This is a genomic window from Pseudomonas sp. P65(2024) (assembly GCF_057480955.1).
The window spans coordinates 527,236-553,744 of sequence record NZ_JBLIYX010000002.1; the positions used below are offsets into that span (position 1 = coordinate 527,236).

The 26,509-nt window shown below is 66.8% G+C and carries 25 protein-coding genes and 1 other RNA gene; 17 read left to right on the top strand and 9 right to left on the bottom strand.

Going from position 1 to position 26,509, the window contains the following annotated elements:
* Nucleotides 1-120 precede the first annotated feature (120 nt).
* Genes AC25MA_RS05140 through AC25MA_RS05160 form a run of 5 tightly spaced genes read right to left on the bottom strand, consistent with a single transcriptional unit; the run spans nt 121 to nt 4,933 of the window.
* Complete coding sequence (locus tag AC25MA_RS05140; RefSeq protein WP_175406149.1) at nt 121-1,338, bottom strand: 2-octaprenyl-3-methyl-6-methoxy-1,4-benzoquinol hydroxylase; 1,218 nt, start codon at nt 1,336-1,338, stop codon at nt 121-123.
* 9 nt (nt 1,339-1,347) lie between these two features.
* Entirely contained in the window at nt 1,348-1,830 is a 483-nt protein-coding gene (locus AC25MA_RS05145) for a DUF4442 domain-containing protein (protein ID WP_088852192.1), read from the bottom strand.
* Complete coding sequence (ubiH, locus tag AC25MA_RS05150; RefSeq protein WP_028688558.1) at nt 1,827-3,026, bottom strand: 2-octaprenyl-6-methoxyphenyl hydroxylase; 1,200 nt, start codon at nt 3,024-3,026, stop codon at nt 1,827-1,829. The genes AC25MA_RS05145 and ubiH overlap by 4 nt, the downstream gene beginning before the upstream one ends.
* Nucleotides 3,023-4,357, bottom strand: coding sequence for a Xaa-Pro aminopeptidase (pepP, locus tag AC25MA_RS05155; protein ID WP_088852191.1), 1,335 nt, complete (start codon nt 4,355-4,357; stop codon nt 3,023-3,025). The genes ubiH and pepP overlap by 4 nt, the downstream gene beginning before the upstream one ends.
* A gap of 21 nt (nt 4,358-4,378) precedes the next feature.
* Complete coding sequence (locus AC25MA_RS05160) at nt 4,379-4,933, bottom strand: YecA/YgfB family protein (RefSeq protein ID WP_028688560.1); 555 nt, start codon at nt 4,931-4,933, stop codon at nt 4,379-4,381.
* Between the two features lie 146 nt (nt 4,934-5,079).
* On the opposite strand from AC25MA_RS05160, the gene AC25MA_RS05165 reads away from it, so the two are divergent.
* From AC25MA_RS05165 to AC25MA_RS05180, 4 genes are all read left to right on the top strand, one after another.
* A complete protein-coding gene (locus tag AC25MA_RS05165) occupies nt 5,080-5,289 on the top strand; it encodes a TIGR02449 family protein (RefSeq protein ID WP_028688561.1) in 210 nt (69 codons plus the stop codon).
* The gene (locus tag AC25MA_RS05170) at nt 5,286-5,603 is read left to right on the top strand and encodes a cell division protein ZapA (RefSeq protein ID WP_028688562.1); all 318 of its coding nucleotides are present in this window, start codon (nt 5,286-5,288) and stop codon (nt 5,601-5,603) included. Before AC25MA_RS05165 ends, AC25MA_RS05170 begins: the two co-directional genes overlap by 4 nt.
* A gap of 17 nt (nt 5,604-5,620) precedes the next feature.
* Nucleotides 5,621-5,800: non-coding RNA, 6S RNA (gene ssrS, locus AC25MA_RS05175), on the top strand.
* Nucleotides 5,801-5,861: 61 nt separating this feature from the next.
* Nucleotides 5,862-6,470 carry a 5-formyltetrahydrofolate cyclo-ligase gene (locus AC25MA_RS05180; protein ID WP_028688563.1) on the top strand — a complete coding sequence of 203 codons (609 nt, stop codon included), beginning with the start codon at nt 5,862-5,864 and terminating at the stop codon, nt 6,468-6,470.
* Between the two features lie 16 nt (nt 6,471-6,486).
* On the opposite strand, the gene AC25MA_RS05185 is transcribed toward AC25MA_RS05180, so the two are convergent.
* Nucleotides 6,487-6,642, bottom strand: a complete 156-nt coding sequence (locus tag AC25MA_RS05185) for a hypothetical protein (protein WP_011536298.1) — start codon at nt 6,640-6,642, stop codon at nt 6,487-6,489.
* A gap of 176 nt (nt 6,643-6,818) precedes the next feature.
* Here AC25MA_RS05185 and AC25MA_RS05190 point away from each other — a divergent pair, with 176 nt between their 5' ends.
* The 4 genes from AC25MA_RS05190 (at nt 6,819) to AC25MA_RS05205 (ending at nt 12,152) form a co-directional block, all read left to right on the top strand.
* Entirely contained in the window at nt 6,819-7,268 is a 450-nt protein-coding gene (locus tag AC25MA_RS05190; protein ID WP_028688564.1) for an EVE domain-containing protein, read from the top strand.
* 93 nt (nt 7,269-7,361) lie between these two features.
* Nucleotides 7,362-8,321: an HlyD family secretion protein gene (locus tag AC25MA_RS05195; RefSeq protein WP_028688565.1), complete on the top strand. Its 960-nt coding sequence runs from the start codon at nt 7,362-7,364 to the stop codon at nt 8,319-8,321.
* Nucleotides 8,318-11,041: a ribosome-associated ATPase/putative transporter RbbA gene (gene rbbA, locus AC25MA_RS05200; protein ID WP_486971829.1), complete on the top strand. Its 2,724-nt coding sequence runs from the start codon at nt 8,318-8,320 to the stop codon at nt 11,039-11,041. The genes AC25MA_RS05195 and rbbA overlap by 4 nt, the downstream gene beginning before the upstream one ends.
* A gap of 1 nt (nt 11,042) precedes the next feature.
* A complete protein-coding gene (locus AC25MA_RS05205) occupies nt 11,043-12,152 on the top strand; it encodes an ABC transporter permease (protein ID WP_062359883.1) in 1,110 nt (369 codons plus the stop codon).
* Here the strand turns inward: AC25MA_RS05205 and AC25MA_RS05210 are convergent, their stop codons facing one another.
* Nucleotides 12,153-12,554 (bottom strand): flagellar basal body-associated protein FliL, encoded by a 402-nt coding sequence (locus AC25MA_RS05210; RefSeq protein ID WP_028688568.1) that lies wholly within the window; start codon nt 12,552-12,554, stop codon nt 12,153-12,155.
* Nucleotides 12,555-12,711: 157 nt separating this feature from the next.
* Between AC25MA_RS05210 and AC25MA_RS05215 the strand changes: the two genes are divergently transcribed.
* The 7 genes from AC25MA_RS05215 to AC25MA_RS05245 all read left to right on the top strand — a co-directional run bounded on the left by AC25MA_RS05215 (nt 12,712) and on the right by AC25MA_RS05245 (nt 20,476).
* A complete protein-coding gene (locus tag AC25MA_RS05215; RefSeq protein WP_069015909.1) occupies nt 12,712-13,692 on the top strand; it encodes an NADPH:quinone oxidoreductase family protein in 981 nt (326 codons plus the stop codon).
* Nucleotides 13,693-13,987: 295 nt separating this feature from the next.
* Nucleotides 13,988-15,229, top strand: a complete 1,242-nt coding sequence (locus AC25MA_RS05220) for an SfnB family sulfur acquisition oxidoreductase (protein ID WP_028688570.1) — start codon at nt 13,988-13,990, stop codon at nt 15,227-15,229.
* A 136-nt stretch (nt 15,230-15,365) separates the two neighbouring features.
* Complete coding sequence (locus AC25MA_RS05225; RefSeq protein WP_486971830.1) at nt 15,366-16,547, top strand: SfnB family sulfur acquisition oxidoreductase; 1,182 nt, start codon at nt 15,366-15,368, stop codon at nt 16,545-16,547.
* Nucleotides 16,547-17,938 (top strand): LLM class flavin-dependent oxidoreductase, encoded by a 1,392-nt coding sequence (locus tag AC25MA_RS05230; protein ID WP_486970659.1) that lies wholly within the window; start codon nt 16,547-16,549, stop codon nt 17,936-17,938. The genes AC25MA_RS05225 and AC25MA_RS05230 overlap by 1 nt, the downstream gene beginning before the upstream one ends.
* On the top strand, nt 17,931-18,731 hold the full coding sequence (locus AC25MA_RS05235; protein WP_028688573.1) for a MetQ/NlpA family ABC transporter substrate-binding protein: 801 nt from the start codon (nt 17,931-17,933) through the stop codon (nt 18,729-18,731). The genes AC25MA_RS05230 and AC25MA_RS05235 overlap by 8 nt, the downstream gene beginning before the upstream one ends.
* Nucleotide 18,732: 1 nt before the next feature.
* Nucleotides 18,733-19,842 (top strand): methionine ABC transporter ATP-binding protein, encoded by a 1,110-nt coding sequence (locus AC25MA_RS05240; RefSeq protein ID WP_486971831.1) that lies wholly within the window; start codon nt 18,733-18,735, stop codon nt 19,840-19,842.
* On the top strand, nt 19,832-20,476 hold the full coding sequence (locus AC25MA_RS05245; RefSeq protein ID WP_486971832.1) for a methionine ABC transporter permease: 645 nt from the start codon (nt 19,832-19,834) through the stop codon (nt 20,474-20,476). The genes AC25MA_RS05240 and AC25MA_RS05245 overlap by 11 nt, the downstream gene beginning before the upstream one ends.
* 144 nt (nt 20,477-20,620) lie before the next feature.
* Here the strand turns inward: AC25MA_RS05245 and dibA are convergent, their stop codons facing one another.
* Nucleotides 20,621-22,516, bottom strand: a complete 1,896-nt coding sequence (gene dibA / locus AC25MA_RS05250; RefSeq protein ID WP_486971833.1) for a phosphodiesterase DibA — start codon at nt 22,514-22,516, stop codon at nt 20,621-20,623.
* A 150-nt stretch (nt 22,517-22,666) separates the two neighbouring features.
* Between dibA and desA the strand changes: the two genes are divergently transcribed.
* Nucleotides 22,667-23,851: a delta-9 fatty acid desaturase DesA gene (desA, locus tag AC25MA_RS05255; RefSeq protein ID WP_028688577.1), complete on the top strand. Its 1,185-nt coding sequence runs from the start codon at nt 22,667-22,669 to the stop codon at nt 23,849-23,851.
* A gap of 140 nt (nt 23,852-23,991) precedes the next feature.
* On the top strand, nt 23,992-24,981 hold the full coding sequence (locus AC25MA_RS05260) for a GGDEF domain-containing protein (protein ID WP_051555600.1): 990 nt from the start codon (nt 23,992-23,994) through the stop codon (nt 24,979-24,981).
* A gap of 56 nt (nt 24,982-25,037) precedes the next feature.
* Here the strand turns inward: AC25MA_RS05260 and AC25MA_RS05265 are convergent, their stop codons facing one another.
* Complete coding sequence (locus tag AC25MA_RS05265) at nt 25,038-26,372, bottom strand: response regulator (protein WP_069015915.1); 1,335 nt, start codon at nt 26,370-26,372, stop codon at nt 25,038-25,040.
* Nucleotides 26,373-26,509: the final 137 nt, after the last annotated feature.

Sequence of the window (26,509 nt, forward strand, 5' to 3'; positions counted from 1 at the left end):
AATGGTAGTGAATCCCATTTTCCTGCTCATCTGCTTAGCCGTTACCGGATGTTGCAAAGGGCCGCTGCGCAGTCCTTTCGCCGGCAAGCCGGCTCCCACAATGTCAGCGGCCCAGCGATATCAGGCCCTGGCCAGCGCCGGGAGATCTCCGGACAACCCCAGCGCCTGGCGCACGAACAGCGCCTTGGCCTCGGGCATCTGCTCAACCAGCTTCAAGCCGCTGTTGCGCAGCCAGCGCAAGGGCAGCGGATTGGCCTGGAACAACCGCTCGAAGCCTTCCATCGCCGCCATCAACGCCAGGTTGTGCGGCATGCGTCGCCGCTCGAAACGGCTCAGCACCTTCACATCGGCCAGGCGCTCGCCACGCTCGCAGGCGCGGACCAGTTCCTCGGCCAGCACCGCGGCATCGAGAAAGCCCAGGTTGACCCCCTGCCCGGCCAACGGGTGAATGGTGTGGGCGGCATCGCCGATCAGCGCCAGCCCCTCCTCCACGTAGCGCTTGGCATGGCGCTGGCGCAGCGGCACGCAGACCCGCGGATCCGCCTCCAGCACATCGCCCAGACGCCCCTCGAACGCCCGTTCCAGTGCCTGGCGGAAGCTCGCGTCGTCCATCGCCATGGCCTGCTCGGCCTGCTCCGGGGTGGTCGACCAGACGATCGAGCACCAGTCCTGGCGACCATCGCGGCTGAGCGGCAGGAATGCCAGCGGGCCTTCGTCGGTGAAACGCTGCCAGGCCGTGGCCCGGTGCGCCTCGCTGCAGCGCACGCTGGTGACGATGGCGTGGTGCAGGTAATCCCATTCACGGGTCGCGCAGCCGGCCAGGCGGCGTACCGCCGAGTTGGCGCCATCGGCTGCGATCACCAGCGGCGCGCGCAGCTTGCGGCCATCGGCCAGGGTCAGCAGCCACTCATCGCCGGAGCGGCGCAGCTGCTCCAGGCGGGCGTTGGCCAGCAGCCCGACATCGCTGTCGTGCAGGCGCTCCAGCAGGCCGTCCTGGACCACGCGGTTCTCGACGATGTGACCCAGCACCTCGGCATGCACGCTGGCCGCGGAGAAATGGATCTCGCCAGTGCCGCTACCGTCCCAGACGTGCATGTCCGAATACGGCGAGACACGGCGACGGGCGATGCCGTCCCAGGCCCCGAGGCGCTCGAGAATGCGCTGGCTGGCCGCCGACAGGGCGCTGACCCGCGGCTCGAAAGGTGCCTCGCCGTCAAACGGCTTGACCGTCATCGGCCCGCCGTCGAGCAGGAGCACCTCCAGGCCACTGTGGCGCAAGGCCAAGGCCAGGGCACTGCCGACCATACCGGCACCGACAATCAACAGATCTGCGCGCATTTCCATGCCTTACGCCTGCCTCGCTTGCGGCTTGAGCCGCACGTATAGGGTTTTGTCGACCCGCGCCACCAGCTCGCCGGCACCGTCACGGATCTCCACCTGCAGCCGGGGCAGGTACTTCTTGCCGCTGGCGGTCTGCTGGCGGATCTCGTCCAGCAGCGCGTCGTCGACGTGGAACTCGGCATACACCGGGCCCTTGCCCGGCGAGATGAAATCGATGCTGGCGGCCTTGTCCCAGACGATGTAGTCACGCCCCAGCTGCTCGATCAGCAGCAGCATGTAGAACGGGTCGACCATCGCGTACAGGCTGCCGCCGAACTGGGTGCCGACGTAGTTGCGATTCCACCGCGTCAGCTTCATGCGCACCTTGACGCTGCGCATGTCCGGGCTGATTTGCTGGATATGGATGCCGGCGCCCAGGTAGGGCGGGTAGAAGTTCAGCAGCCAGCGCAGCATCCGCGCCCGCCGTGCGAGCCTGCGCGCCGCGCTCATGGGCGACCTCGCGGGTCGGGGCGCGTGCCCAGGCCCATGGCCTGGCGGGCGAACCAGCTTTTCGCCGGCGGCAGCAGGTCCAGGCCGAGCAGGCCGAGGTTGCGCCCGGCAGCCAGCAATGGCTGGCTGCTGCCGAACAGGCGGGTGACCTGGTCGGAGAAGCCGATGGTCAGGGCCTGGTCGAGGCGCTGGCGCTGGTGGTATGCCTGCAGCGTGGCCAGGTCGCCCGGCAACGCCGGGCCGGCCAGCAGGGCGTCCGCCAGCGACTGCACGTCGCGCAGCGACAGGTTGAAGCCCTGGCCGGCGATCGGGTGCAGGCTGTGGGCGGCGTTGCCCAGCACCACCAGGTGCGGGCGTACCTGCTCCTCGGCCTCGACCAGCGACAGCGGATAGAGATGGCGGGCACCGACCTGGCGCAAGGCGCCGAGGCGGTAACCGAAGGCCTCCTGCAGCTCGCGCAGGAAGCTGCGCTCGTCGAGCTCGGCCAACCGCCTGGCGTCCATCCCCTGGCGGGTCCAGACCAGCGCGCAGCGGTTGTCCGCCAGCGGCAGCAAGGCCATCGGCCCTTGTTCGGTGAAGCGCTCGAACGCCTGGCCGGCGTGGGCTTCGCCCGGGGTGATGTTGGCGATCAGCGCGCTCTGGTCATAGGGCGTGTTGCGCACATGGATGCCCAGTTGCTCGCGCAGGCCCGAACGACCACCGTCGGCCAGCACTGCCAGGTCGCATTCCAGCGACGTGTCGTCATCCAGCTGCAAGCGATAGCCGCCGGCAATAGCCTGCATCGCCTGCACCTGCGCCGGGCAACGCCAGCTGATCACTTCGTCGTCGATGGCCTGCCACAGGCACTGGCCAAGCCAGGCGTTCTCCACCACGTAGCCGAGAGCCGGCACGCCTTCTTCCAGGGCGTCCAGGCGGGTGGCGCCGAAGCGGCCGCGGTCGGACACCTGGATCTGTCGGATCGGCTCGGCGCGGCGGCTGATGGTCTGCCACAACCCCAGGCGCTCGTAGATCTGCCGGGTGCCGTAGGACAGCGCCGAGGAACGTGCGTCATAGCTGGGCTGGAAACTGTCGCCGGGCGCGAACGGCTCGATCAGCAGGATCTTCCAGCCACGGGCCTTGGCCGCGCCCTGCAGCGTCAGGGCCAGGCTCGCGCCGACCAGGCCGCCACCGATGATCGCCAGGTTGACTCGGTTCATGCGGCGTCCTTGCGGGCGTCTCGCATCAGCGCCTCGATCTCGGCGACCGTGCGTGGCACGCCTGAAGTCAGGATTTCACAGCCTTGTCTGGTCACCACCACGTCGTCCTCGATCCTTACCCCGATGCCGCGCCATTTCTTCGCCACCGCCTGGTTGTCGGCAGCGATGTAAATGCCAGGCTCGACGGTCAGCGCCATGCCCGGCTCGAGCACGCGCCACTGGCCACCGACCTTGTATTCGCCCACGTCGTGCACATCCATGCCCAGCCAGTGTCCGGCGCGGTGCATGTAGAAGGCGCGGTAGGCCTCGCTGTCGATCAATGCCTGCACCTCGCCCTTGAGCAGCCCCAGCGCCACCAACCCTTCGGTAATCACCCGCACGGTCGCCTCGTGGGCGTGGTTCCAGTGCTTGCCCGGGGCGATCTCGGCGAACGCCGCGGCCTGGGCCGCGAGCACCAGCTCATAGATGGCTTTCTGTTCCGGCGAGAACCGCCCGCTGACCGGGAAGGTGCGGGTGATGTCGCTGGCGTAGCAATCGATCTCGCAACCGGCGTCGATCAGGACCAGGTCGCCGTCCTTGAGCGGCGCGTCGTTCTGCTGGTAGTGCAGGATGCAGCCATTGCGCCCGGCGGCGACGATCGAGCCGTAGGCCGGCATCTTCGCCCCGCCCTTGCGGAACTCGTAGTCCAGTTCGGCTTCCAGGCTGTACTCGTGCAGTCCGGGGCGGCAGGCCTGCATGGCGCGTACGTGGGCCCGGGCGGAAATCGCCGCGGCCTCGCGCATGACCTTCACTTCCGCCGCCGATTTATACAGGCGCATGTCGTGCAGCAGATGATCCAGGGCAACGAACTCGTTCGGCGGCTGGGCGCCGAGGCGGGCCTTGGAACGGATCACGTTGATCCACTCCATCAGCCGGCGGTCGAACTCGGGGTTGCTGCCCATGTTGCTGTAGACCCGCTCGCGCCCTTCGATCAGGCCCGGCAGGATCTCGTCGATATCGATGATGGGGAAGGCGTCGTCGGCGCCGAAATCGCGCACCGCGCCTTCCTGGCCGGCGCGCAGGCCGTCCCATTGCTCGCGTTCGGGATTGCGCTCGCGGCAGAACAATACGTACTCGCCATGCTCGCGTCCCGGAATCAGGGCGATCACCGCCTCGGGTTCAGGAAAGCCGCTCAGGTACTGGAAATCGCTGTCCTGGCGGTAGACATGCTCGACATCGCGGTTGCGGATGGCAACCGCGGCCGCCGGCAGGATGGCGATACTGTTGGGGACCATCTGCGCCATCAGCGCCTTGCGCCGACGGGCGTACTCCGCCTTGGGTATGTGGCTCATGGGCAAACGACCCCGTTCAGATCAGTGCAGCGATGGCTTTGGCGCGGGCGCTTGCGGCTTGGCCAGCTCCGTGTACAGCAGCAGCGGGGCGACGCGCAGGTACTCCATGACTTCCATGTAGTCGCTCTCGCCGTCCTCGGACTCTTCCAGCGCTTCCTGGACCTGGGAAATGGCCACCAGGTCCTGGAGCACTTCCTTGGCATCGGTGGACAGGTCCTTGCCGCCGGCGTTCAGGCCGAAACCGGTGATGAAGCCCTGGCACCACTGCCCCAGCGCGGTGGCACGGTCGGCCAGCGCGGCGTCGTCGGAAGGCAGCAGCAGGACGATGGCGACGTCCTCGCCGGTCAGCTCGGCCTTGACCATCTCTTGCAGGCCGACCAGGGCGTTGCGCACCGAGTCACCGGGCTCGGTCTCGAGCAGCTGGGCGGCGTCGGCCAGCCAGGCATCGGCATCGAAGCCGGCGCCGGCGCAGCTGCGGCCGATCAGCAGGCCATGCAGCTCGGCGGGAGTGACAGGGTGGCCATTGCTCGAAAGCAACATGGCGAAGGCGATGTAGGGCGATTGGGTATTGGGCATGGGCAGCTAGGCGCCAGACGGCGCAATGACTAGAATGGAGACCTTGTATCCTAGCACCGGCAGGCGCGCCAAGACCATCGGCACTGGCCGTCGCGCCCTTGGGGCAGGCATGATCGTCAGGCGAGTCAAGGAATCGAGTGCAATACATGCAAGAGAACGACCTGCAAGCGCTGATGGGCCGGTTCGAGTTGCTGATCGAACGGGTCGAGCAACTAAAGCGGCAAAATGCACTCTTAGTAGCTCAGGAACGAACCTGGCGCGAGGAGCGCGCCCACCTGATCGAAAAGAACGAGATCGCCAAACGCAAGATCGAATCGATGATCCTGCGCCTCAAGGCCCTGGAGCAAGACTCATGAGTTCAAGCAATAGCGTCACCGTCCAGATCCTCGACAAGGAATACTCGATCATCTGCCCGCCCGAGGAGCGCAACAACCTGGTCGGCGCCGCCCGTTACCTGGACGGCAAGATGCGCGAGATCCGCAGCAGCGGCAAGGTGATCGGTGCCGACCGCATCGCCGTGATGGCCGCGCTGAATATCACCCACGAGCTGCTGCACCGCCAGGAACGCCCCGAAGTGACCAGCGGTGGCACCACCCGCGAGCAGGTGCGCGACCTGCTGGAGCGGGTCGACCAGGCCCTGTCCGACGATCCGGTTAGCAAAAACGACTGAGATTGGTATACTGGCGCCACTCCCTGGGGGATGCGCCAGTCGGTTATGTCCCTGAGCCGATACGCACAACCACGGGGGTTGCACGCTGGGGCAGGTGTGCATGTCCGCCCGACGGAAAGCCTTAACGCCCCCTGCAATCTCCACCTTGAACTTTCGGGTTCAAGGGCTACACCGATAGCGGTCTTGTCGGGGAGCCTGCATTCAGAACTGCCCGCCTCCAACGGCGGGCTTTTCGTTTCTTCTGGGATCGCCCGTGCCATGACCGACACCGCGCCGCTTACCCGCCCCCAGCTTCGCCGTCTCCTGCGCAACGCTCGCCGCGCCCTCACACCCGCCCAGCAACGCCAGGCCGCCGAAGGCCTGTATCGCCAACTGGCGCAGGATCCGCTGTTCCGCCGCGCCCGGCATATCGCCCTGTACCTGCCCAACGACGGCGAGATCGACCCGCGCCTGCTGCTGCGCGAGGCGCACAAGCGCGGCAAGCGCGTCTACCTGCCGGTGCTGCACGCCTGGCCGCGCACGCGCATGGTGTTCCAGCGCTTCGAGGCCGGCGAGGCACTGCGCCCGAACCGGTTTCGCATCCTGGAGCCGGTGATCGAACGCAAGCGGCAACGGCCGATCTGGGCGCTGGACCTGATCCTGCTGCCGCTGGTCGGTTTCGACGAGGTGGGGGGACGCCTGGGCATGGGCGGAGGCTTCTATGACCGCAGCCTGGCCTACCAGGGCCGGCGCAAGGCGTGGAAAAAACCACTGCTGCTGGGGCTGGCGCACGAATGCCAGAAAGTGGAGCGACTCAACCAGGCGAGCTGGGATGTACCGTTGCAAGGCACGGTCTCGGACCGTGGCTGGTACCTGGCGCCCAAGTGAGGCGCGCGAAGGGGAATCAGCGGTGCTGTTGCTGCGCCGGATCGACAGGCGCCTGCTGATAGGCGGCATCCAGCTTGCGTTCCCACAAACCTTGCGCGTAACCGGTGGTGACCACGCCCAGCCCGAAGATGAACGCCAGGATCCAGAGCAGGTCCGGTTTACGTTGTTTCATTGATTGCCCCCCAAGAACAACTGTCCAGGCTCGGCGGCTTTCTTGATGGCTGCCGGAGCGTATAGCTTAAAATCGGCGCATTTTCCGACAACATGAGCCGCCAGGCAAACGTTGACGCCAACCGACTGTCGGTTTCATGCAACGAGTTATTTCAAACTTTTTCAGGAGCAGCCTCCATGGCCTACTGGCTGATGAAATCCGAGCCCGACGAGCTTTCCATCGAAGCCCTGGCACGCCTGGGCAGCGCCCGCTGGGACGGGGTGCGCAACTACCAGGCGCGCAACTTCCTGCGGGCCATGAGCGTAGGCGACGAGTTCTTCTTCTACCACTCCAGTTGCCCGCAACCGGGTATCGCCGGTATCGCCCGAATCAGCACCGCCGCCTACCCGGACCCGACCGCCCTGGATCCGCGCAGCCACTACCACGACGCCAAGGCCAGCGCCGAGAAAAACCCATGGAGCGCAGTGGATGTCGAGCATGTGCGGACGTTCCGCCAGGTACTCGGCCTGGGCCTGCTCAAGCAGCAGGCGGCGCTCGAGGAACTGCCCCTGGTGCACAAAGGCAGCCGCCTGTCGGTGATGCCGGTGAGCGCCGAGCAATGGGCCGCGATTCTCGCGCTGAGCTGATTGTGCGGCTATTGTCAGGGGTTTGACCAATATCAACGCGCAAGGAAGCGCGTCGCGCCAGGATAAGGCGTGCCAGCCGCAGGATGCAGACCGATGAATCGAAAAGCCCCCAGAATCTTCGCCTCCGCCTTGGTATTGCTGTTGCTGGCGGCAGGCGGGCTGGGCTACTGGAAGTCCCTTCACGACCGCCTGCCCGAAGGCCTGAGCATGGGCAACGGGCGCCTCGAGTCCACCGAGGTGCAGATCGCCAGCAAGATCCCCGGACGCCTGGCCGAGGTGCTGGTCGACGAAGGCGACAAGGTCACCCGCGGCCAGTTGCTGGCGCGCATCGACACCCGCACGATGGAAGCCCAGCGCAGCCAGGCCGAGGCCGAAGTGCTGCGCGCCCGGGAGAACTACGCCGCTGCACAAGCCAGCGTGCAGTTGCGCCAGAGCGAGCTGTTGCTGGCCAGCCAGGAGCTTAAGCGGATTCGCGAGATCTACCAGCGCAAGTTCGCCAGCCAGCAGTTGCTCGACCAGCAGCAGGCCCGCTACGACACCGCCACCGCGGCCTTGGTCGCGGCCCGGGCCCAGCTGGCGGCGATCAAGGCCGCCATCGGCGCCGCCGAGGCCCAGGTCGCCCAGCTCACCAGCGAAATCGACGACAGCAGCCTGCGCGCGCCCATCGACGGCATCATCCAACTGCGCCTGGCAGAGCCCGGCGAAGTACTCGGCGCAGGCGGCCGGGTGCTGATGCTGATCGACCCCAGCGACCAGTACATGAACCTCTACCTGCCCGCCGCCACCACCGGCCGGTTGACCGTCGGCGACCAGGCGCGGATCGTGCTCGACGCCCTGCCGGACAAGGCCCTGCCGGCCAAGGTGGCGTTCGTCGCGGCCAAGGCGCAGTTCACCCCGAAGCAGGTCGAGACCCGCGATGAGCGGCAAAAACTGGTGTTCCGGGTCAAGCTGCGCCTGACCGAACCGAGCGCCGTGCCCCAGGCCAAGCCGGGCATGCCCGGCGCCGGGTACGTGCGCACCGCCGACGTGGGCTGGCCGGCCAACCTGCAATGAACGCGGCGATCGCCCTGCGGGCCGAAGGGGTCAGCCACCGCTATGGCGACCTGCAGGCCCTGCACAGCCTCGCGTTCAGCCTGCCGGCCGGGACCCGCTGCGGCCTGATCGGCCCGGATGGCGCCGGCAAGTCGACCCTGCTCGGGCTGATCGCCGGGGTCAAGCGCCTGCAACAGGGCGAGTTGCAGGTACTCGGCGGCTCGATCCGCCAACGCCGCCACCGCACCGCGCTGTATCCCAAGGTCGCCTTCATGCCCCAGGGCCTGGGCAACAACCTGTACCCGGAGTTGTCGATCCGCGAAAACATCCGTTTCTTCGCCACTCTGTTCGGCCTGGGCCGCGCCGAATGCGAGCAGCGCATGACCAGCCTGCTGCGCGCCACCGACCTGGAGCGCTTCGCCGAACGCCCGGCCGGCAAGCTCTCGGGCGGCATGAAGCAGAAACTGGGGTTGTGCTGCGCGCTGATCCACGAACCGGACCTGCTTATCCTCGACGAGCCGACCACCGGCGTCGATCCACTGTCACGGCGGCGCTTCTGGGAGCTGGTCGAGCAGGTGCGCGCCCAACGCCCGCAACTGACCCTGCTGGTGGCCACCGCCTACATGGAGGAGGCCGAGCAGTTCGAGCATTGCCTGATGCTCGACGCTGGCCGCCTGCTGGCCGCCGGCCTCAGCCGCGAACTGGCGGCGATTACGCCCAGCGGCAAGCTGGACGACGCCTTCACCCACTTCCAGGGCGCCGGACGACCACAGCCCGAGCCCTTGCGCATCCCGCCACGCCAGGCCGACGGCGGGCCGATTGCCATCGAGGCCCACGACCTGACCCTGCGTTTCGGCGACTTCACCGCGGTGAACAAGGTCAGCTTCGCCATCGGCCGCGGCGAGATCTTCGGTTTCCTCGGCTCCAACGGCTGCGGCAAGACCACCACCATGAAGGTGCTCACCGGCCTGGTGCCGGCCAGCGAGGGCAGCGCCAGTCTGCTTGGCCGCCCGGTGGATGCTGGCGACCTGGCCACGCGCAAGCGGGTCGGCTTCATGTCCCAGAGCTATTCGCTGTATGGCGAGTTGAGCGCCCGGCAGAACCTCGAACTGCACGCTCGCCTGTTCGACCTGGCCAAGGCCGACAGCGCGCCGCGCATCGCCGAGCTCATCGAACGCTTCGACTTAGGCGCCATCGCCGACCAGCCGTCCGGCGCCCTGCCCCTGGGCCTGCGCCAGCGCCTGTCGCTGGCCGTGGCGGTATTGCACCGCCCGGAAGTGCTGATCCTCGACGAGCCGACCTCGGGTGTCGACCCGGCGGCCCGCGACGACTTCTGGCGCCTGCTGGTGGAGTTGTCCCGCGAGCAGGGCGTGACCATCTTCCTGTCCACCCATTTCATGAACGAAGCCCTGCGCTGCGACCGCATCTCGCTGATGCACGCCGGCCGGGTGCTGGCCTGCGACACCCCGCGGGCCCTGCAAGTCAGGTTCGGTGGCGACACCCTGGAAGACGCGTTCGTGCGTTGTCTCGAACAGGCCCAGGAGGCGCCCCCCCAGACACAAGCCGACACCACGATGGATCAGGCCGCTGCCCCAGCGCCCGCCCTGCGCCAGGCCTTCAGTCTGCGTCGCCTGCTGGCCGTAGCTAGCCGCGAAGGCAAAGAGCTGCTGCGCGACAAGGTGCGTCTGGCCTTCGCCCTGGCAGGGGCGTTGTTCATGATGGTGATCTTCGGCTATGGCATTTCGCTGGATGTGGAGAACCTCGCCTTCGCCGTGTACGACCAGGACCAGAGCCCGCAGAGCCGCGCCTACCTCGAGGCCTTCCGGGGCTCGCGCTATTTCGCCGAACAGGCGCCGATCCGCGATGCCCGCCAGTTGCACCAGCGCCTGCAACGCTCGGAGATCAAGCTGGCCCTGGAGATCCCGCCGGGCTTTGGTCGCGACCTGCATGCCGGGCGCCAGCCGGTGGTGGCCGCGTGGCTCGATGGCGGCATGCCGTTCCGCGCCGAGACCAGCCGCAACTACGTCGAGGCCGTGCACCAGGCCAACCTGGAGCAGCTGGCCGCCCTCGGCCCGCACCCGGTGGCGCGCCAGCAGCCGGTACGCCTGGAGACACGCTTTCGCTACAACCAGGACGTGGTCAGCGTGAACGCCATCGGCCCCGGCGTCATGGCGCTGATCCTGGCCTTCATCCCGGCCATGCTCACCGCGCTGGGCATCGTGCGGGAAAAGGAACTGGGCTCGATCACCAACTTCTACGCCACCCCGCTGACCCGCCTGGAGTTCCTGCTCGGCAAGCAGGCGCCCTACCTTGCGGTGAGCCTGGTCAACCTGGCGCTGCTGGTGGCGATGAACCGCTGGCTGTTCGGCGTGCCGCTCAAGGGCAGCCCGCTGGCCCTGGCCTGCGGCGGCCTGGCCTACCTGCTGGCGACCACCAGCCTGGGCCTGCTGATCTCGGCATTCACCCGCACGCAGATCGCGGCGATCCTCGGCACCATGATCATCACCAGCCTGCCTACCATCCAGTTCTCCGGCCTGATCGTGCCACGCTCGTCGCTGGACGGCGCGGCGGCGCTGATGGGCCAGTTGTTCCCGGCCGGCTACTTCCTCGACATCGCCGTCGGCACCTTCACCAAGGCCTTGGGCCTGCGCGAGCTGTGGCCGCAGTGCCTGGCACTGCTGGGCTTCTTCGCCGCCTTCACCGGGCTGAGCCTGGCCATGCTGAAAAAACAGGAGGCCTGAGATGAGCCGCCTCTCCCACACCCTGCGCCTGGGCCTGAAGGAACTCACCAGCCTGCGCCACGACAGCGTGTTGCTGCTGTTCCTGCTGTACGCCTTCAGCGTGGCGATCTACATGCCCGCCGCCGGCTCCGTGATCGGCGTGCACAACGCCAGTGTCGCGGTGGTCGATGAAGATCACAGCGCCGTCTCGCGCAAGCTCGCCGAGTCGCTGCAGCCGCCCGAATTCCAGCCCGCCGTAGCACTACCGGCAAATCGGCTGGACCAGGCCATGGACAGCGGGCAATACACCTTCGTGATCAATGTGCCGGTGAACTTCCAGGCCGACCTGCTGGCCGGGCGCTCACCAGAGCTGCAGGTCAACGTCGATGCCACGGCCATGAGCCAGGCCTTCATGGGGGCCGGCTACATCGGCCGGATCTTCGAACGCGAGCTGCTTGAATACGCAGGGCGCAGCACCAGCAGCCCGGCCCTGCTCAACCCGAAGGCACTGTTCAACCCCAACCTCGAAGGCGGCTGGTTCCTGGCGGTGATCCAGATCGTCAACAACATTACCATCCTGGCCATCATCCTCACCGGCACCGCGTTGCTGCGCGAACGCGAGCACGGCACCCTCGACCACCTGCTGGTGCTGCCGCTGACGGCGCTGGAAATCATGCTGGCGAAGATCGCCAGCAACGCCCTGGTGGTGGTGGCCTGTACCTGGATTTCGCTGGAAGTGGTGGTCAAGGGCGCCCTGGGCGTGCCGCTGGCGGGCTCGATGGGGCTGTTTTTGGGGGTGACCGCGCTGTACCTGTTCGCCAGCACGGCACTGGGCATCTTCCTCGCCACCCTGGCGCGCTCGACGCCGCAGTTCGGCCTGCTGGCGATTCCGGTGATCATCCCGATGCTGCTGCTGTCGGGGGGCAGCACGCCGCTGGACAGCATGCCGCAGTGGCTGCAGTGGGTCATGCAGGGCTCGCCCTCGACCCACTTCGTCAGCCTCGGCGCGGCGATCCTGTTCCGCGACGCCGGGCTGAGCGTGGTGTGGCCGGATGTGGCGGCCCTGGCCGCGATCGGCCTGGTATTCTTTGGCGTGGCTTTGGCGCGCTTTCGCCGCAGCCTCGCCGCTTGATCACTGCACGATCAGGTTGTTGAACAGCAGGTCCTCGACGATCGGCTTGCCCTCTTCGGATTCCATCACCTGCTGCACCTGCTTCAGGGCTTCCTGGCGCAGTTTTTCCTTGGCCTCGACGTTGCTCATGTTGTCCACGCCCTGCTGGGTGAACAGCGCCACCAGCTGGTTGCGGATCAGTGGCTCGTGGTGCTTGACCGCAGCGGCGGCGGCATCGCCGGTCACGCGCAGGGCGACATCGGCCTTGTACACGCGCAGCTTGGGGCCGCCGTCGAGGGCGTAGTTGCCGACGAAGGGCGGGCTGAGGCTGATGTAGGCGACCTTGGGCTCGCCTTCCTTTTCCTCGGCCATCGCCGCCACTGGCAGCATCAAGGCCAGCACCATCAAGATCCACGCTTTCACGAATTCGCTCCTCAATACAGTTGGCGCCAGCTTACCCAGCGCGCCGGCCAAACCCAAGCCCGGGCTTATGCCGGCTCATCAGGGCCGGCCATGCTCGTTGACCCTCGGGACGGCCCTCCTACACTTATCGGCCACCACACGCAAAGGAATAGCCCTGATGAAAGCCTTGTTGTGCAAAGCCCTGGGCCCGGCGCGGGACCTGGTCCTGGAAGAGGTCGCCAGCCCCACGCCCAAGAAGAACGAGATCCTCCTCGACGTGCACGCCGCAGGGGTCAACTTCCCCGACACCCTGATCATCGAGGGCAAGTACCAGTTCCAGCCGCCGCTGCCGTTCGCCCCGGGTGGCGAGGCGGCCGGCGTGGTGGCCGCGGTCGGCGAGAAGGCCGGCGCGTTCAAGGTCGGCGACCGGGTCATGGCCCTGACCGGCTGGGGCGCCTTCGCCGAGCAGGTGGCGGTGCCGTTCTACAACGTGCTGCCGATCCCGGCGGGCATGGACTTCACCACCGCCGCCGCGTTCGGCATGACCTACGGTACCTCGATGCACGCGCTGACCCAACGCGGCCAGCTCAAGGCCGGCGAAACCCTGCTGGTGCTCGGCGCCTCGGGCGGCGTGGGGCTGGCGGCGGTGGAGATCGGCAAGGCCCTGGGCGCGCGGGTGATCGCCGCGGCCAGCAGCGCCGAGAAACTGGCGATCGCCCAGGCCGCCGGGGCCGACGAACTGATCGACTACAGCCAGGCCAGCCTCAAGGACGAGATCAAGCGCCTGACCGGCGGCCAGGGCGTGGATGTGATCTACGACCCGGTCGGCGGCGCGCTGTTCGACCAGGCCGTACGCGGGCTGGCGTGGAACGGGCGATTGCTGGTGGTGGGCTTTGCCAGCGGCACGATCCCGCAACTGCCGGTAAACCTGGCCCTGCTCAAGGGCGCGGCGGTGCTCGGTGTGTTCTGGGGCGCCTTCGCCCAGCGCCAGCCGGAAGACAACGCGGCCAACTTCCGCCAGCTGTTCGCCTGGCACGCCGAAGGCAAGTTGAAGCCGCTGGTGTCGCAGACCTTTGCACTGGCCGAGGGTGGCGCGGCGATCGAACGCCTGGCGCAGCGCCAGGCGGTGGGCAAGCTGGTGGTGATGATCCCGCGCTGACCGCTCAGGTCTCATCGCCTGCAAGCCGGCTCCCACAGTTTTACGCCGCGGTCATGGGAGCCGGCTTGCCGGCGACAGGGCCGACCCTGCAGTTCTTCTATTCATATTCCTAAACGGTAGTTCATAAACTTTTTCTAAACGAATAGGGTATATCGACCGGACCACCGGACCAGCAAACGTCTGTCGCCAACAGCTGAGGCGACGCTTTCAACTTTGTGAGGTTAGGAATGGTCAGGATCACAATCACCCCAGTGCATAACGCCAGGGCATTGAGTGCAGCCAAGGAGCGGTACTGATGTCCAGCCAACCAACTACCCGATTCCACAGCGATCTCGACAGCTCGCCGCTGCTGCTGCCGGCCACGGTGTTGCGCAACGACGAAGAGGCCCTGCAGGCTGCCCGTGAGCTGGCCGAGGAGGCCCGCCAGCAGGCCGCCAAGCGTGACCAGCAGCGCAAGCTGCCTTGGGCCGAGATCGAACAGTTCACCCGCAGCGGCCTGGGCAGCATCAGCGTGCCCAAGGCCTTCGGCGGCCCCGAGGTGTCCTTCGCCACCATCGCCGAAGTGTTCCGCCTGATCAGTGCCGCCGACCCGGCGCTGGGGCAGATTCCGCAGAACCAGTTCGGCATCCTGCAACTGGTCCGCCTGACCGCCACCCAGGCCCAGCAGGCAGTGATCTTCCGCTCGGTGCTCGACGGCTGGCGTATCGGCAATGCCGGCCCCGAGCGCGGGACCAAGGACACCCTGACGCTCAAGGCGCGCCTCACCCGTGACGGCGACGGCTATCGCATCAGCGGCGAGAAGTTCTATTCCACCGGTGCCTTGTACGCCCATTGGGTGGCGGTCAAGGCGCTGGACGACGATGGTCGCCAGCGCCTGGCGTTCGTCCGTCGCGGCAGTCCGGGGCTGCGTATCGTCGACGACTGGTCCGGCTTCGGCCAGCGCACCACAGCCAGCGGTACCGTGCTGCTCGACCAGGTACCGGTGGACGCCGACCTGGTGGTGGACAACTGGCGCCTGCGTGAGGAGCCCAGCATCCAGGGCGCCGCCTCGCAGCTGATCCAGGCAGCCATCGACGCCGGCATCGCCGAAGCGGCCATCGAGGACACGATCCAGTTCGTTCGGGAGAAGTCCCGGCCGTGGATCGAAGCCAAGGTCGAACGCAACAGCGACGACCCCTATGTGATCGCCGACATCGGTCGCCTGAAGCTCGAGCTGCACGCCGCCGAGGCCCTGCTGCGCAAGGCCGCCAAGGTGCTCGACGAAGTGAACGCCGGCGTGATCGATGCCGCCGCCGCGGCCCGTGCCTCGATTGCCGTGGCCGAAGCAAAGGTGCTCACCACCGAGATCTCGCTGCAGGCCAGCGAGAAGCTGTTCGAGCTGGCCGGCAGCCGCGCCAGCCTGGCCGAGTTCAACCTCGACCGGCATTGGCGCAACGCCCGGGTCCACACCCTGCACGACCCGGTGCGCTGGAAGTACCACGCCGTCGGCGCCTACCACCTCAACGGCACCCTGCCTGCCCGCCATTCCTGGATCTGATTCAAGGCCCAGGGGCTGCGGTGCAGCCCTTTCGCCGGCAAGCCGGCTCCCACAAGGACGTCAGTGAACGCTCACTGTGGGAGCCGGCTTGCCGGCGAAAGAGCCGCACGGCGGCTCCAAGTGCCCGGAGAGCAAAATGACTGCATCCATCATCACCACCGACGCCCAGGCCCTGGCCGTCGCCGACGAACTCGCCCAACACCTGCACCAGGACAGCGCCCTGCGCGACCGCGAGCGCCGCTTGCCCCATGCCGAACTCGAACGTTTCGTGCAGTCCGGCCTTTGGGGCATCAGCGTGCCCAAGGCCTTCGGCGGCGCCGGGGTGTCCAATGTCACCCTGGCCAAGGTCATCGCCCGCATCGCCCAGGCCGACGCCTCGCTCGGGCAGATCCCGCAGAACCACTTCTACGCCCTGGAAGTGCTGCGGGTGAATGGCAGCCCCGAACAACAGCGACGTCTCTACGCCGAAGTGCTCGCCGGCCGCCGTTTCGGCAACGCCCTGGCCGAGCTCGGCACCAAGAACGCCCACGAGCGCACCACCCGCCTGAGCCGCGATGGCGACCATTTCCGTATCGACGGCCGCAAGTTCTACTGCACCGGCGCGATCTACGCCCAGCGCATCCCGACCCTGGTGATCGACGACCAGGATGTGTCGCACCTGGCCTTCGTGCCCGCCGACAGCCAGGGCATCGAGGTGATCGACGACTGGAGCGGCTTCGGCCAGCGCACCACCGGCAGCGGCTCGGTGGTGTTCAACCACGTGGCGGTCCGCGCCGAGGACGTGGTGCCGTTCCAGAGCGCCTTCGAACGCCCGACCACGGTCGGCCCGCTGGCGCAGATCCTCCATGCCGCCATCGACACCGGCATCGCCCGCGCCGCCTACGAGGATGCCCTGCACTTCGTGCGCACCCGCAGCCGACCATGGATCGACTCCGGCCTCGACAAGGCCAGCGACGACCCGCTGACCCTGAAGAGCTTCGGCCACCTGGCGATCCGCCTTCACGCCACCGAGGCGCTGCTCGAGCGCGCCGGCGAAATCCTCGACATCGCCCAGGCCGACAGCAACGCCGAGACCCTGGCCGCCGCCTCCATCGCCGTGGCCGAGGCCCGGGCGATCAGCACCGAGATCTCCCTGGCCGCCGGCACCACGCTGTTCGAGCTGGCCGGCAGCCAGGCCACCCTGGCCGAGCACAACCTCGACCGCCACTGGCGCAACGCCCGGGTGCACACCCTGCATGACCCGGTGCGCTGGAAGTACCACGCCATCGGCAACTACTACCTCAACGACGAGAAGCCGCCGCGCCGGGGGACCATCTGATGGCGAAGCAGATCCTGCTCAATGCCTTCAACATGAACTGCATCGGGCACATCAACCACGGTTTGTGGACCCACCCACGGGACACTTCGACCCAGTACAAGACCCTCGACTACTGGACCGACCTGGCTCGCCTGCTGGAGCGGGGACTGTTCGACGGGCTGTTCATTGCCGATATCGTCGGCACCTACGATGTCTATGGCCAGTCGCTGGACGTGACGCTCAAGGAGTCGATCCAGCTGCCGGTCAACGACCCGCTGCTGCTGGTCTCGGCCATGGCGGCGGTGACCAGGCACCTGGGCTTCGGCCTCACCGCCAACCTGACCTACGAGGCGCCCTACCTGTTCGCCCGACGCCTTTCCACCCTCGACCACCTGAGCAATGGCCGGGTCGGCTGGAACATCGTCACCGGCTACCTCGACAGCGCCGCCCGGGCCATGGGCCTGGAGCAGCAACCCGAGCACGACCGCCGCTACGATCAGGCCGACGAGTACCTGCAGGTGCTGTACAAGCTGCTCGAAGGCAGCTGGGCCGACGATGCCGTGGTCGCCGACCGCGAGCAGCGGGTCTATGCCCGCCCTGACAGGGTGCGCAAGGTCGAGCACCACGGCGAGTTCTACAAGGTCGAGGGCTACCACCTGTGCGAACCCTCGCCGCAGCGCACGCCGGTGCTGTTCCAGGCCGGCAGCTCGCCGCGCGGGCTGGCCTTCGCCGGCAACCATGCCGAGTGCGTGTTCATCAGCGGCCAGGACAAGGCCGCCACCCGCGCCCAGGTCGACAAGATGCGCGCCGCGGCCAAGGCGGCCGGGCGCGATCCGCAGGCGGTCAAGGTGTTCATGGGCATCACCGTGATCGTCGCGCCGACCGAGGCGCAGGCGCAGGCCAAGCACGCCGAGTACCTGCGCTACGCCAGCGCCGAGGCCGGGGTCGCGCACTTTGCCAGTTCCACCGGTATCGACTTCTCGCGCTACGAACTGGACGAGCCCATCGGCTTCGCCAAGGGCAACGCCATCCAGTCCGCCACCCGCCAGTTGCAGGAAAGCGCCTGGACCCGCCGCCGCCTGCTCGAGCAGCACGCCCTGGGCGGTCGCTACGTGACCCTGGTCGGCGACGCCGAGCAGGTGGCCGAGCAACTGATCGCCTGGATCGACGAGACCGGCCTGGACGGTTTCAACCTGACCCGCACCGTCACCCCGGAAAGCTACGAGGACTTCATCGAACTGGTGGTCCCCGCCCTGCAACACCGCGGTCGCTACAAGACCGCCTACGCCGAGGGCACCCTGCGCGAGAAGCTGTTCGCCAGCAGCGAGCCGCATCTGCCCGCCGGACACCCCGGCGCCCGCTACCGCAACACCCCCGACCCTGCCCCGACTGGAGCCCTGCACCATGCTTGAGAAACTGTTCCGGCCCATCGCGGCCATTGCCCTGGGCCTCGGCCTGTCCGCCGCCGCCTTGGCCGCCGAACCGCTGAAGATCGGCACCACCGCCGCCTTCGCCATCCCCCTGGAGGCAGCGGTGGAAGAGGCCCAGAAACAGGGCCTGGAAGTGAAGCTGATCGAGTTCAGCGACTGGATCGCGCCCAATGTCAGCCTCAACAGCGGCGATATCGACGTGAACTACTTCCAGCACATCCCGTTCCTGGAAAACGCCAAGGCCGCCGCCGGCTTCGACCTGGTCCCGTACGCGCCGGGGATCATCAACAACGTTGGCCTGTACTCGAAAAAGTACAAAAGCTTCACCGAGCTGCCCGAAGGCGCCAGCGTGGCCATCGCCAACGACCCGATCAACAGTGGCCGTGGCCTGCAATTGCTGGCCAAGGCCGGGCTGATCACCCTCAAGCCGGGCGTGGGCTACAAGGCCACCGAGGACGACATCGTCGCCAACCCGAAGAAGATCCGGATTCTCCAGGTCGAAGCCGTGCAACTGGTACGCGCCTATGACGACGCCGACCTGGTCCAGGGCTACCCGGCCTACATCCGCCTGGCCAACAGCTTCGACGCCACCTCGGCGCTGCTGTTCGACGGCCTGGAGAACAAGGAGTACGTGATCCAGTTCGTCATCCGCCCGCAGGAGAAGAACGACCCGCGCCTGGCCAAGTTCGTCGATATCTACCAACACTCGCCGGTCGTGCGCGCCGCCCTGGACAAGGCCCATGGCAAGCTCTACCAGGCCGGCTGGGAAGGCTGACATGGCCCAGGCCAGCGCCCTCAGGGCGCCCGTCCCGCCCGCCGAACCGTTCAAGGCCGAGGAAACCGCCCTGCGCCCGGAGGTGAACCAGGCGCACATCCGCTTCATCGGCCTGGGCAAGACCTATCCGGGCCAGGGCCAGCCGGCGCTGCAAGGCATCGACCTGAACATTCGCCGGGGCGAGATCTTCGGCATCATCGGCCGCAGTGGCGCCGGCAAGTCCTCGCTGCTGCGCACCATCAATCGCCTTGAACAGCCCAGCCAGGGCCGGGTGCTGATCGACCAGGTGGATATCGCGCCGTTCGACGAGGACCGTCTGGTGGCGCTGCGCCGGCGCATCGGCATGATCTTCCAGCACTTCAACCTGATGTCGGCCAAGACCGTATGGCAGAACGTCGAGCTGCCGCTGAAGGTGGCCGGGGTGGACAAGGCCGAGCGCCAGCGCAAGGTGCGCGAGCTGCTGGCACTGGTCGGCCTGGAGGAAAAGCATCATGTCTATCCGGCGCAATTGTCCGGCGGGCAGAAGCAGCGCGTCGGCATCGCCCGGGCGCTGGTGCATGACCCCGAGATCCTGCTGTGCGACGAGGCCACCTCGGCGCTGGACCCGGAAACCACCGCCTCGATCCTCCAACTGCTGCGCGACATCAACCGGCGCCTGGGCCTGACCGTGGTGCTGATCACCCACGAGATGGCGGTGATCCGCGACATCTGCCAGCACGTGGTGGTGCTCGAACGGGGTGAGATCGTCGAGCAGGGCGAGGTCTGGCAGGTGTTCGGCGCGCCACGCCACGACGTCACCCGCACCCTGCTCGCACCGCTGCAGACCAAGCTGCCGGCAGCCTTGCAGGCCAGCCTGCGCGCCCAGCCGGTCAGCCGCGACGCGGCCGTGGTGCTCAAGCTCGACCTGCTCGGCGAGCCGGAACTGAGCGCCCTGTTCAACGACCTGGGCGGACGCGTGCGGCTGCTCCAGGGCGGCGTCGAGACCATCGGCGAGCAGGCCCTGGGGCAGTTGATCCTGTCCGTGCGCGGCTCGCCGCTGGACACCCATCAATTGCTCGAACGCGCCCGCCGCTGGGCCGCGAATGTGGAGGTACTCGGCCATGTGGATTGATCGCCTGCTGCAAGGCCTGTTCGACACCCTGCTGATGGTCGGCGTGTCCTCGCTGGTCGCGCTGCTGGTCGGGGTGCCGATGGCGGTGCTGCTGGTCACCAGCGACAAGGGCGGGATCTTCGAGGCCCCGGCGCTGAACCGGGTGCTGGGCGCCATCGTCAACCTGTTCCGCTCGATTCCGTTCCTGATCCTGATGGTCGCGCTGATCCCCTTCACCCGCCTGGTGGTCGGCACCACCTATGGCGTGTGGGCGGCCGTGGTGCCGCTGACCATCGCCGCCACGCCGTTCTTCGCGCGGATCGCCGAGGTCAGCCTGCGCGAGGTCGACCACGGCCTGATCGAAGCCGCCCAGGCCATGGGCTGCCGGCGCTGGCACATCGTCTGGCACGTGCTGTTGCCCGAGGCCCTGCCGGGCATCGTCGGCGGCTTCACCATCACCCTGGTGACGCTGATCAACTCGTCGGCCATGGCCGGAGCGATCGGCGCCGGTGGCCTGGGGGATATTGCCTACAGGTATGGATACCAACGCTTCGACAGCCAGATCATGCTGACCGTGATCGTGATGCTTGTGGCATTGGTGGCGCTGATCCAGCTGGGCGGGGACCGTCTGTCCAAAGGGTTGAACAAACGTTGAAATATTATTGGTGTAGGAGCGGCCTTGTGTCGCGAAAGGGCCGCGAAGCGGCCCCAGGATTTCAGCGTTGATGCAAAGATCGCCGGGGCCGCATTGCGGCCCTTTCGCGACACAAGGCCGCTCCTACAACGGTATGCACATGGCTCAGCCCCAGTGCAGCTCCGCCGCCGGCACCGGCCGCCCGAACCAGTACCCCTGCCCCAGCTGGCATTGCTGCTCCAGCAGGAACCGCGCCTGCTCCGCCTGCTCTACCCCCTCGGCGTGCACCTGCATGCCCATGCTCCGCGCCAGGGCGATGATCACCCGCACGATGGCGATGTCGTCCTCGTCATGGGGCAGGCCCGCGACGAAGCCCTGGTCGATCTTGAGCTTCTGCACGGGCATTCGCTTGAGCCGCAGCAATGACGAGTACCCCGTGCCGAAGTCGTCGATGGCCAGTGTCACGCCCAGCTCGCGCAGGCGGTAAAGCTGCTCCAGGGCAACCTCGGGGTCTTCCATCACCGCGCTCTCGGTCACTTCGAGCTCGAGCAGCGCTGGGTCCAGCCCGGTGTCGTGCAATGCATCGGCCACCTGCCGGTACAGGTCGCGTTGGCTGAACAGGCGGCTGGAAATGTTCACCGCAACGAATGCCAACTGCCGTCCCTCGGTCTGCCACTGCACCATCTGCCGGCAGGCCTGGTGCAACATCCAGGCGTCGATCTCGGCGATCAGCCCGGTGCGTTCGGCGATAGGGATGAACTCACCGGGTGGGACCAGACCACGCTGCGGATGCTGCCAGCGCACCAGTGCCTCGACGCCTATCATCCGCGCGGTGAACAGGTCATGCACCGGTTGGAAGAACACCCGCAGCTCCTGCTGCTCCAGCGCTCGGCGCAACTCGCCGGCGGTTTCGACCCGCTGCTGGGCATGGGCGGTGAGCTCCTCGGTGTACAGCGCATAGCAGGCTCGGCCGTTGCTCTTGGCCTTGAACAGCGCCGAGTCGGCGTTGCGCAACAACTGCTCGGCACTCAGCGCGTCGCTGGGGAACAGGCTGATGCCGATGCTGACACTGATGAACAGGCGATTGCCTTCGAAGCAGAACGGTTCCTTCAATCGCTCGATGATCGATTGCGCCAGCTTGCCGGCCTGGCCGACCTGCTGGCAGTTCTCGGCCAGCACGCCGAACTCGTCGCCGCCCAGCCGGGCCAGGGTCACGCCGCTGCCCAGCACCTCGCGCAGGCGCTCGCCGACCAGCTTGAGCAGCTGGTCGCCGATGGTGTGGCCGAGGCCGTCGTTGATGCTCTGGAAATGGTCGAGGTCGAGCAGCAGCAGGGCACAGCCGCGCTTGTTGGCCTGGGCCGCGGCCATGGCCTGCATGGCGCGGTCGTTGAATAGCAGACGGTTGGGCAGGCCGGTCAGCGGGTCGTGATGGACGAGATAGGCCAGTTCTTCCTCGGTGTGCTTGATCGCGCTGATGTCGCTGAAGACCGCGACGTAATGGCTGAGCGCGCCACTGTCATCGCGAATGGCGCAGATCGTCTGCCATTGCGGGTAGATCTCCCCGCTTTTACGGCGGTTCCAGATCTCCCCGCTCCACTCGCCCTGCTCCGCCAGGGCGGCGTAGATCTGTTGGTAGAACGGCGCGCCATGCCGACCGGACTTGAACTTGCTCGGGCGCTGGCCGATGACTTCGTCCTGCTGGTAGCCGGTGATGCGCATGAAGGCCCGGTTGACGTGCACGATCAGGCCATTGCGGTCGGTCACCAGCACACCCTCCAGGGTGCTGTCGAACACCGCCGCGGCCATGCGCAGGCGCTCGCGGTCTTCACTGCGCAAGCGGGCGCCGATGCCGATGAAGTTCAGCAGGCGGGCACGGGAGACAAAGATCAGCAAGGCACTGAGCAGCACCCAGACCACCACGTTGATCTGCCGGCCCACGGTCAGCGCCAGCGGGTCGTCGGTCATGCCCTGCAGGACCAGCTCGGACAGCACCAGCCAGAGGATCGAAAGCACCACGTAGAGCCCGGCCATGCGCAAGGCGTCGCGAACGGAAACAGACATGTCGGGTGGATGAGCCCATGAAAAAGGAAGGGGCATTATAAGGGCTGAAACACCCTGTGACCTCCTATCTAAAAGGGTGACTGGTTTTATTTCCCCGCCCAGGGATAATGCGAGCGCTGTTCCCCTGAGTTTTCGAGGGTCTTTCCCGTTATGTGGTACTACGGTCTACTCGACTTGTCGGCCTGGCAACTGGTCGCCGTCACCCTGCTGATGACCCACCTGACCATCGTCAGCGTCACCATCTACCTGCACCGCTACTCGGCGCACCGCGCCCTGGAGCTGAACGCGGGGCTCAAGCATTTCTTCCGTTTCTGGCTGTGGCTCACCACCGCGCAGAACACCCGCGAATGGACCGCCATCCACCGCAAGCACCACGCCAAGTGCGAAACCCCGGACGACCCGCACAGCCCCGTGCACAAGGGCCTGGGCACCGTGCTGCGCAAGGGTGCCGAGCTGTACCGTGAAGAGGCGCGTAACGAGGAAACGCTGCGCATCTACGGCAAGAACTGCCCGGACGACTGGATCGAGCGCAACCTCTACACCCGCTTCAAGCTCGGCGGCATCGCCCTGATGGCGGTCATCGACCTGCTGCTGTTCGGCACCATCGGCATCACCATCTGGGCGATCCAGATGATGTGGATCCCGTTCTGGGCCGCCGGCGTGGTCAACGGCCTGGGCCATGCCGTGGGCTACCGCAACTTCGAGTGCCGCGACGCCGCCACCAACCTGGTGCCGTGGGGCATCATCATTGGTGGGGAGGAGCTGCACAACAACCACCACACCTACCCCAACTCGGCGAAGCTGTCGGTGCGGCGCTGGGAATTCGACATGGGCTGGATGTGGATCCGTCTGCTGAGCCTGCTGCGCCTGGCCAAGGTCCAGCGTGTCGCGCCCATCGCCCATCGCGTGGAGGGCAAGGCGTCGCTGGACATGGACACCGCCATGGCCATCCTCAACAACCGCTTCCAGATCATGGCCCAGTACCGCAAGCTGGTGATCGGCCCGCTGGTCAAGCAAGAGCTGGACAAGGTCGACGCCTCGCTGCGCCACCGTTTCCGCCGTGCCAAGCGCCTGCTCTCGCGGGAAACCAGCCTGCTGCAGGACCGCCACCACGTGCGCATCGAGTCGATGCTGGCCCACAGCCAGGCTCTCAAGACCATCTACGAAAAGCGCCTGGCGCTGCAGCAGATCTGGGCGCGCACCAGCGCCAACGGCCACGATATGCTCGCCGCGATGAAGGATTGGGTACACGAGGCCGAGGCCAGTGGCATCCACTCGCTGCGTGACTTCGCCGCCCAGCTCAAGACCTACTCGCTGCGCCCCAATGGCGCCTGAGCACCGTTGATCGGCATGCCCCGCAACGGGGCGTGCCGACCGGAACTTCCCCCCCGCAAATCGACTCAAATCCGGCATATCGCCCGCGTGGCGGGCCGGACCGTGGCCGCACGCCCATCGTCGAGAAACGTTCCGTGCTCATGGCCAAAGACCTCCCACCCACACCTGCCGGCACTCCCCGCCCAGAAGCCGCCCAGACCCTGCTGGCCCTGCTCCATGCCCAAGGCGAAGTGGCTCGCCTAAGCGAACGCGAGCAGCTGTACAGCTCGCTGCTCGACAGCGTCAACGCCGTGCTCTGGGCCTTCGACTGGGAAACCCGTCAGGTGCTCTACGTCAGCCCCGCCTACGAGCGCATCTTTGGCCGCCCGGCCAGCCTGGTACTGGCCGACTACAACGAATGGCGCGACGCCATCTACCCGGACGACCTGGAGTACGCCGAACGCAGCCTTGCCCAGGTGCTGGTCAAGGGCACCGTCGAGGACCGCGAATACCGCATCCTCAATGCCGCCGGCGAGGTGCGCTGGCTCAGCGACAAGTGCTACATCAACCAGCAGCGCGAGGGCGACCAGCGGGTGATCATCGTCGGCATCGCCGAGGACATCACCGAAAAAAAACAGCTCGAAGGCGAGCTGCAACGCCTGGCCACCACCGATGTGCTGACCCAGAGCAGCAACCGCCGGCACTTCTTCGAGTGCGCCCAGCAGGCCTTCGACAGCGCACGCGAGGACGGCGCGCCGATGGCCTTCCTGCTGCTGGACATCGACGATTTCAAGCATATCAACGACACCTACGGCCACCAGGAAGGCGACCAGGTGCTACAGCGCATCGCCGACAGCGGCAAGGCCGTGCTGCGCCGTGGCGATCAGTTCGGACGAATCGGTGGCGAGGAGTTTGCGGCCGTGTTCCCCGGCTGCACCGCACAAGTGGCCGAGCAGATTGCCGAGCGTCTGCAGCGGGAGATCCAGCGGTTGAGCTTCAGCCATGGCGAGCACACCTACGGTGTTACCGTAAGCCAAGGGCTGACCGGGTTGCAGGATGAGGATGAAACGCTCGACAGCCTGTTCGCCCGGGCGGACGCCGCCATGTACCGTGCCAAGCGCCAGGGCAAGAACCAGATCGTTAAAGGCTGAAGCGGATCACTTCGCGGCTGCGGCACTCCACTCGTAATCGATCAGCCCGCTACGTCTCAGGCCTGCTCCTCACCCCCCGCGGGATCAGCATCAATAGTCAGGGCAGCGATGGGAGCAACCTGCAGCTTGCTCTCGGCCGCTTCCGCCGCCAGACGCTCGGCCTCCTCCCGCGCCAGCGCCTCCGGGTCCACCTTGCGCAGCCGCGACAGCTCCGGCAATCCAAGTTTTAGCAGGCGCGCCGTCTTGCTGCTGGCGACCTTCTCCAGCCCTTCGCTGGGCTTGAGCCGCGACAGCTGCCCGGCCAGGTTCATCGCCAGGATCTCCCGGGAGTAGACGCCGCCGCCCAGCTGGTACACCGCGGCGATCAGCTCGCGCAGGTCCAACGGCAGACGCCAGCGGGTGCGCAGTGCCGAGCCGAACGGCGCGCCGAACTCGTTGAGCGACAGCTCCACCTGGTCCTCGTCCAGCTCGCCACCGGCCAGGCGCCACTCCTGCAAGGTGCGCAGCACCGCCAGGTCACCCAGGCAGTGCAGCAGCCCCGCGCAGTAACAACGCGCTTCGTCCACCTCGAGCATGCGCGCCAATGTGCGGCCGTACTCGGCGGTGTGCAGCGACAGGTTCCAGTAATGGGTGGCGTGCCGCTCCAGCAGCGGATCGGTCAAACGGGCGCTGCGCTTGAGCGTGAGGCCGAGGATGAGGTTCATGCTCTGGGTGCTGCCGAGCTTGTTCAGCGCCTGCAGCAGGGTCTGTACCGGCGCTTCACGGTGCAGGGCGGCACTGTTGGCGGCGGCGATGAGCACGCCGGTGATCTGTGGGTCGTTGCGCACCTCTTCCTCGAGCACCTTGAGGTTGAGGCCATGGGGGTTGAGGGCTCGCTTGACCGCCACCTGCACATCGGCAAACAGCGGGCCGCCGTCGGCGGTGGCCCGGCGCTGTTCCAGGTAGGCCGGCAGTCGCGCGCCGGGCTGCAACGGCGGTACCGGGCAGGCGATCTGCTCACCTACTGCCAGCAGCAGGTTCTCCAGGCGCTTGCGCAGGTTGTCCAGGTCAAGCGGCTTGCTCAGGTAGGCGGTCGGGTGCAACGGCAGCGCCTCGCGCACACTGGCGCTGTCGGTGCGGTCACTCATGAGGATGAACGGCAAACCGGGCTTGTCGCCCTTGGCGCGCACCTTGCGCAGCAGATCGAGGCCGTCGAACCCTGAGAGTTCACGGGCAGCGATGATCAGGTCGGGTTTGGCCGCCAGCGCACTCAGCGCCTCGGAACCATCGGCACAAACCTGCAGGCGGGCATCGCAGCGCACGCTAAGCAGCATTTCGCTGAGCATGTCGCGCACCCAGGGATCGCCTTCGGCAATCAGCACGCAGGGGGGGACGGGGTCGACAGCGCTCATGGGCTATTCTCCAGGCTATGACGCGCGATCCATCGCAGCTTCCACGGAATCCTCGTACAACCTTAGCGCCTGATACCGGCGAACGGCACAAAAAAAACCCGCCGAGGCGGGTTTTTTTCTAAAGCATGTCACATTCT

Coding starts and splice junctions, on each gene's coding strand:
- dibA (WP_486971833.1), bottom strand. CDS start 22,516: ATGTCTGTTTCCGTTCGCGACGCCTTGCGCATGGCCGGGCTCTACGTG.
- AC25MA_RS05190 (WP_028688564.1), top strand. CDS start 6,819: ATGGCCTACTGGCTGATGAAATCCGAGCCCGACGAGCTTTCCATCGAA.
- AC25MA_RS05205 (WP_062359883.1), top strand. CDS start 11,043: ATGAGCCGCCTCTCCCACACCCTGCGCCTGGGCCTGAAGGAACTCACC.
- AC25MA_RS05180 (WP_028688563.1), top strand. CDS start 5,862: ATGACCGACACCGCGCCGCTTACCCGCCCCCAGCTTCGCCGTCTCCTG.
- AC25MA_RS05230 (WP_486970659.1), top strand. CDS start 16,547: ATGGCGAAGCAGATCCTGCTCAATGCCTTCAACATGAACTGCATCGGG.
- AC25MA_RS05215 (WP_069015909.1), top strand. CDS start 12,712: ATGAAAGCCTTGTTGTGCAAAGCCCTGGGCCCGGCGCGGGACCTGGTC.
- AC25MA_RS05145 (WP_088852192.1), bottom strand. CDS start 1,830: ATGAGCGCGGCGCGCAGGCTCGCACGGCGGGCGCGGATGCTGCGCTGG.
- AC25MA_RS05220 (WP_028688570.1), top strand. CDS start 13,988: ATGTCCAGCCAACCAACTACCCGATTCCACAGCGATCTCGACAGCTCG.
- rbbA (WP_486971829.1), top strand. CDS start 8,318: ATGAACGCGGCGATCGCCCTGCGGGCCGAAGGGGTCAGCCACCGCTAT.
- AC25MA_RS05240 (WP_486971831.1), top strand. CDS start 18,733: ATGGCCCAGGCCAGCGCCCTCAGGGCGCCCGTCCCGCCCGCCGAACCG.
- desA (WP_028688577.1), top strand. CDS start 22,667: ATGTGGTACTACGGTCTACTCGACTTGTCGGCCTGGCAACTGGTCGCC.
- AC25MA_RS05245 (WP_486971832.1), top strand. CDS start 19,832: ATGTGGATTGATCGCCTGCTGCAAGGCCTGTTCGACACCCTGCTGATG.
- AC25MA_RS05195 (WP_028688565.1), top strand. CDS start 7,362: ATGAATCGAAAAGCCCCCAGAATCTTCGCCTCCGCCTTGGTATTGCTG.
- pepP (WP_088852191.1), bottom strand. CDS start 4,357: ATGAGCCACATACCCAAGGCGGAGTACGCCCGTCGGCGCAAGGCGCTG.
- AC25MA_RS05265 (WP_069015915.1), bottom strand. CDS start 26,372: ATGAGCGCTGTCGACCCCGTCCCCCCCTGCGTGCTGATTGCCGAAGGC.
- AC25MA_RS05225 (WP_486971830.1), top strand. CDS start 15,366: ATGACTGCATCCATCATCACCACCGACGCCCAGGCCCTGGCCGTCGCC.
- AC25MA_RS05160 (WP_028688560.1), bottom strand. CDS start 4,933: ATGCCCAATACCCAATCGCCCTACATCGCCTTCGCCATGTTGCTTTCG.
- ubiH (WP_028688558.1), bottom strand. CDS start 3,026: ATGAACCGAGTCAACCTGGCGATCATCGGTGGCGGCCTGGTCGGCGCG.
- AC25MA_RS05260 (WP_051555600.1), top strand. CDS start 23,992: ATGGCCAAAGACCTCCCACCCACACCTGCCGGCACTCCCCGCCCAGAA.
- AC25MA_RS05170 (WP_028688562.1), top strand. CDS start 5,286: ATGAGTTCAAGCAATAGCGTCACCGTCCAGATCCTCGACAAGGAATAC.
- AC25MA_RS05165 (WP_028688561.1), top strand. CDS start 5,080: ATGCAAGAGAACGACCTGCAAGCGCTGATGGGCCGGTTCGAGTTGCTG.
- AC25MA_RS05235 (WP_028688573.1), top strand. CDS start 17,931: ATGCTTGAGAAACTGTTCCGGCCCATCGCGGCCATTGCCCTGGGCCTC.
- AC25MA_RS05185 (WP_011536298.1), bottom strand. CDS start 6,642: ATGAAACAACGTAAACCGGACCTGCTCTGGATCCTGGCGTTCATCTTC.
- AC25MA_RS05140 (WP_175406149.1), bottom strand. CDS start 1,338: ATGCGCGCAGATCTGTTGATTGTCGGTGCCGGTATGGTCGGCAGTGCC.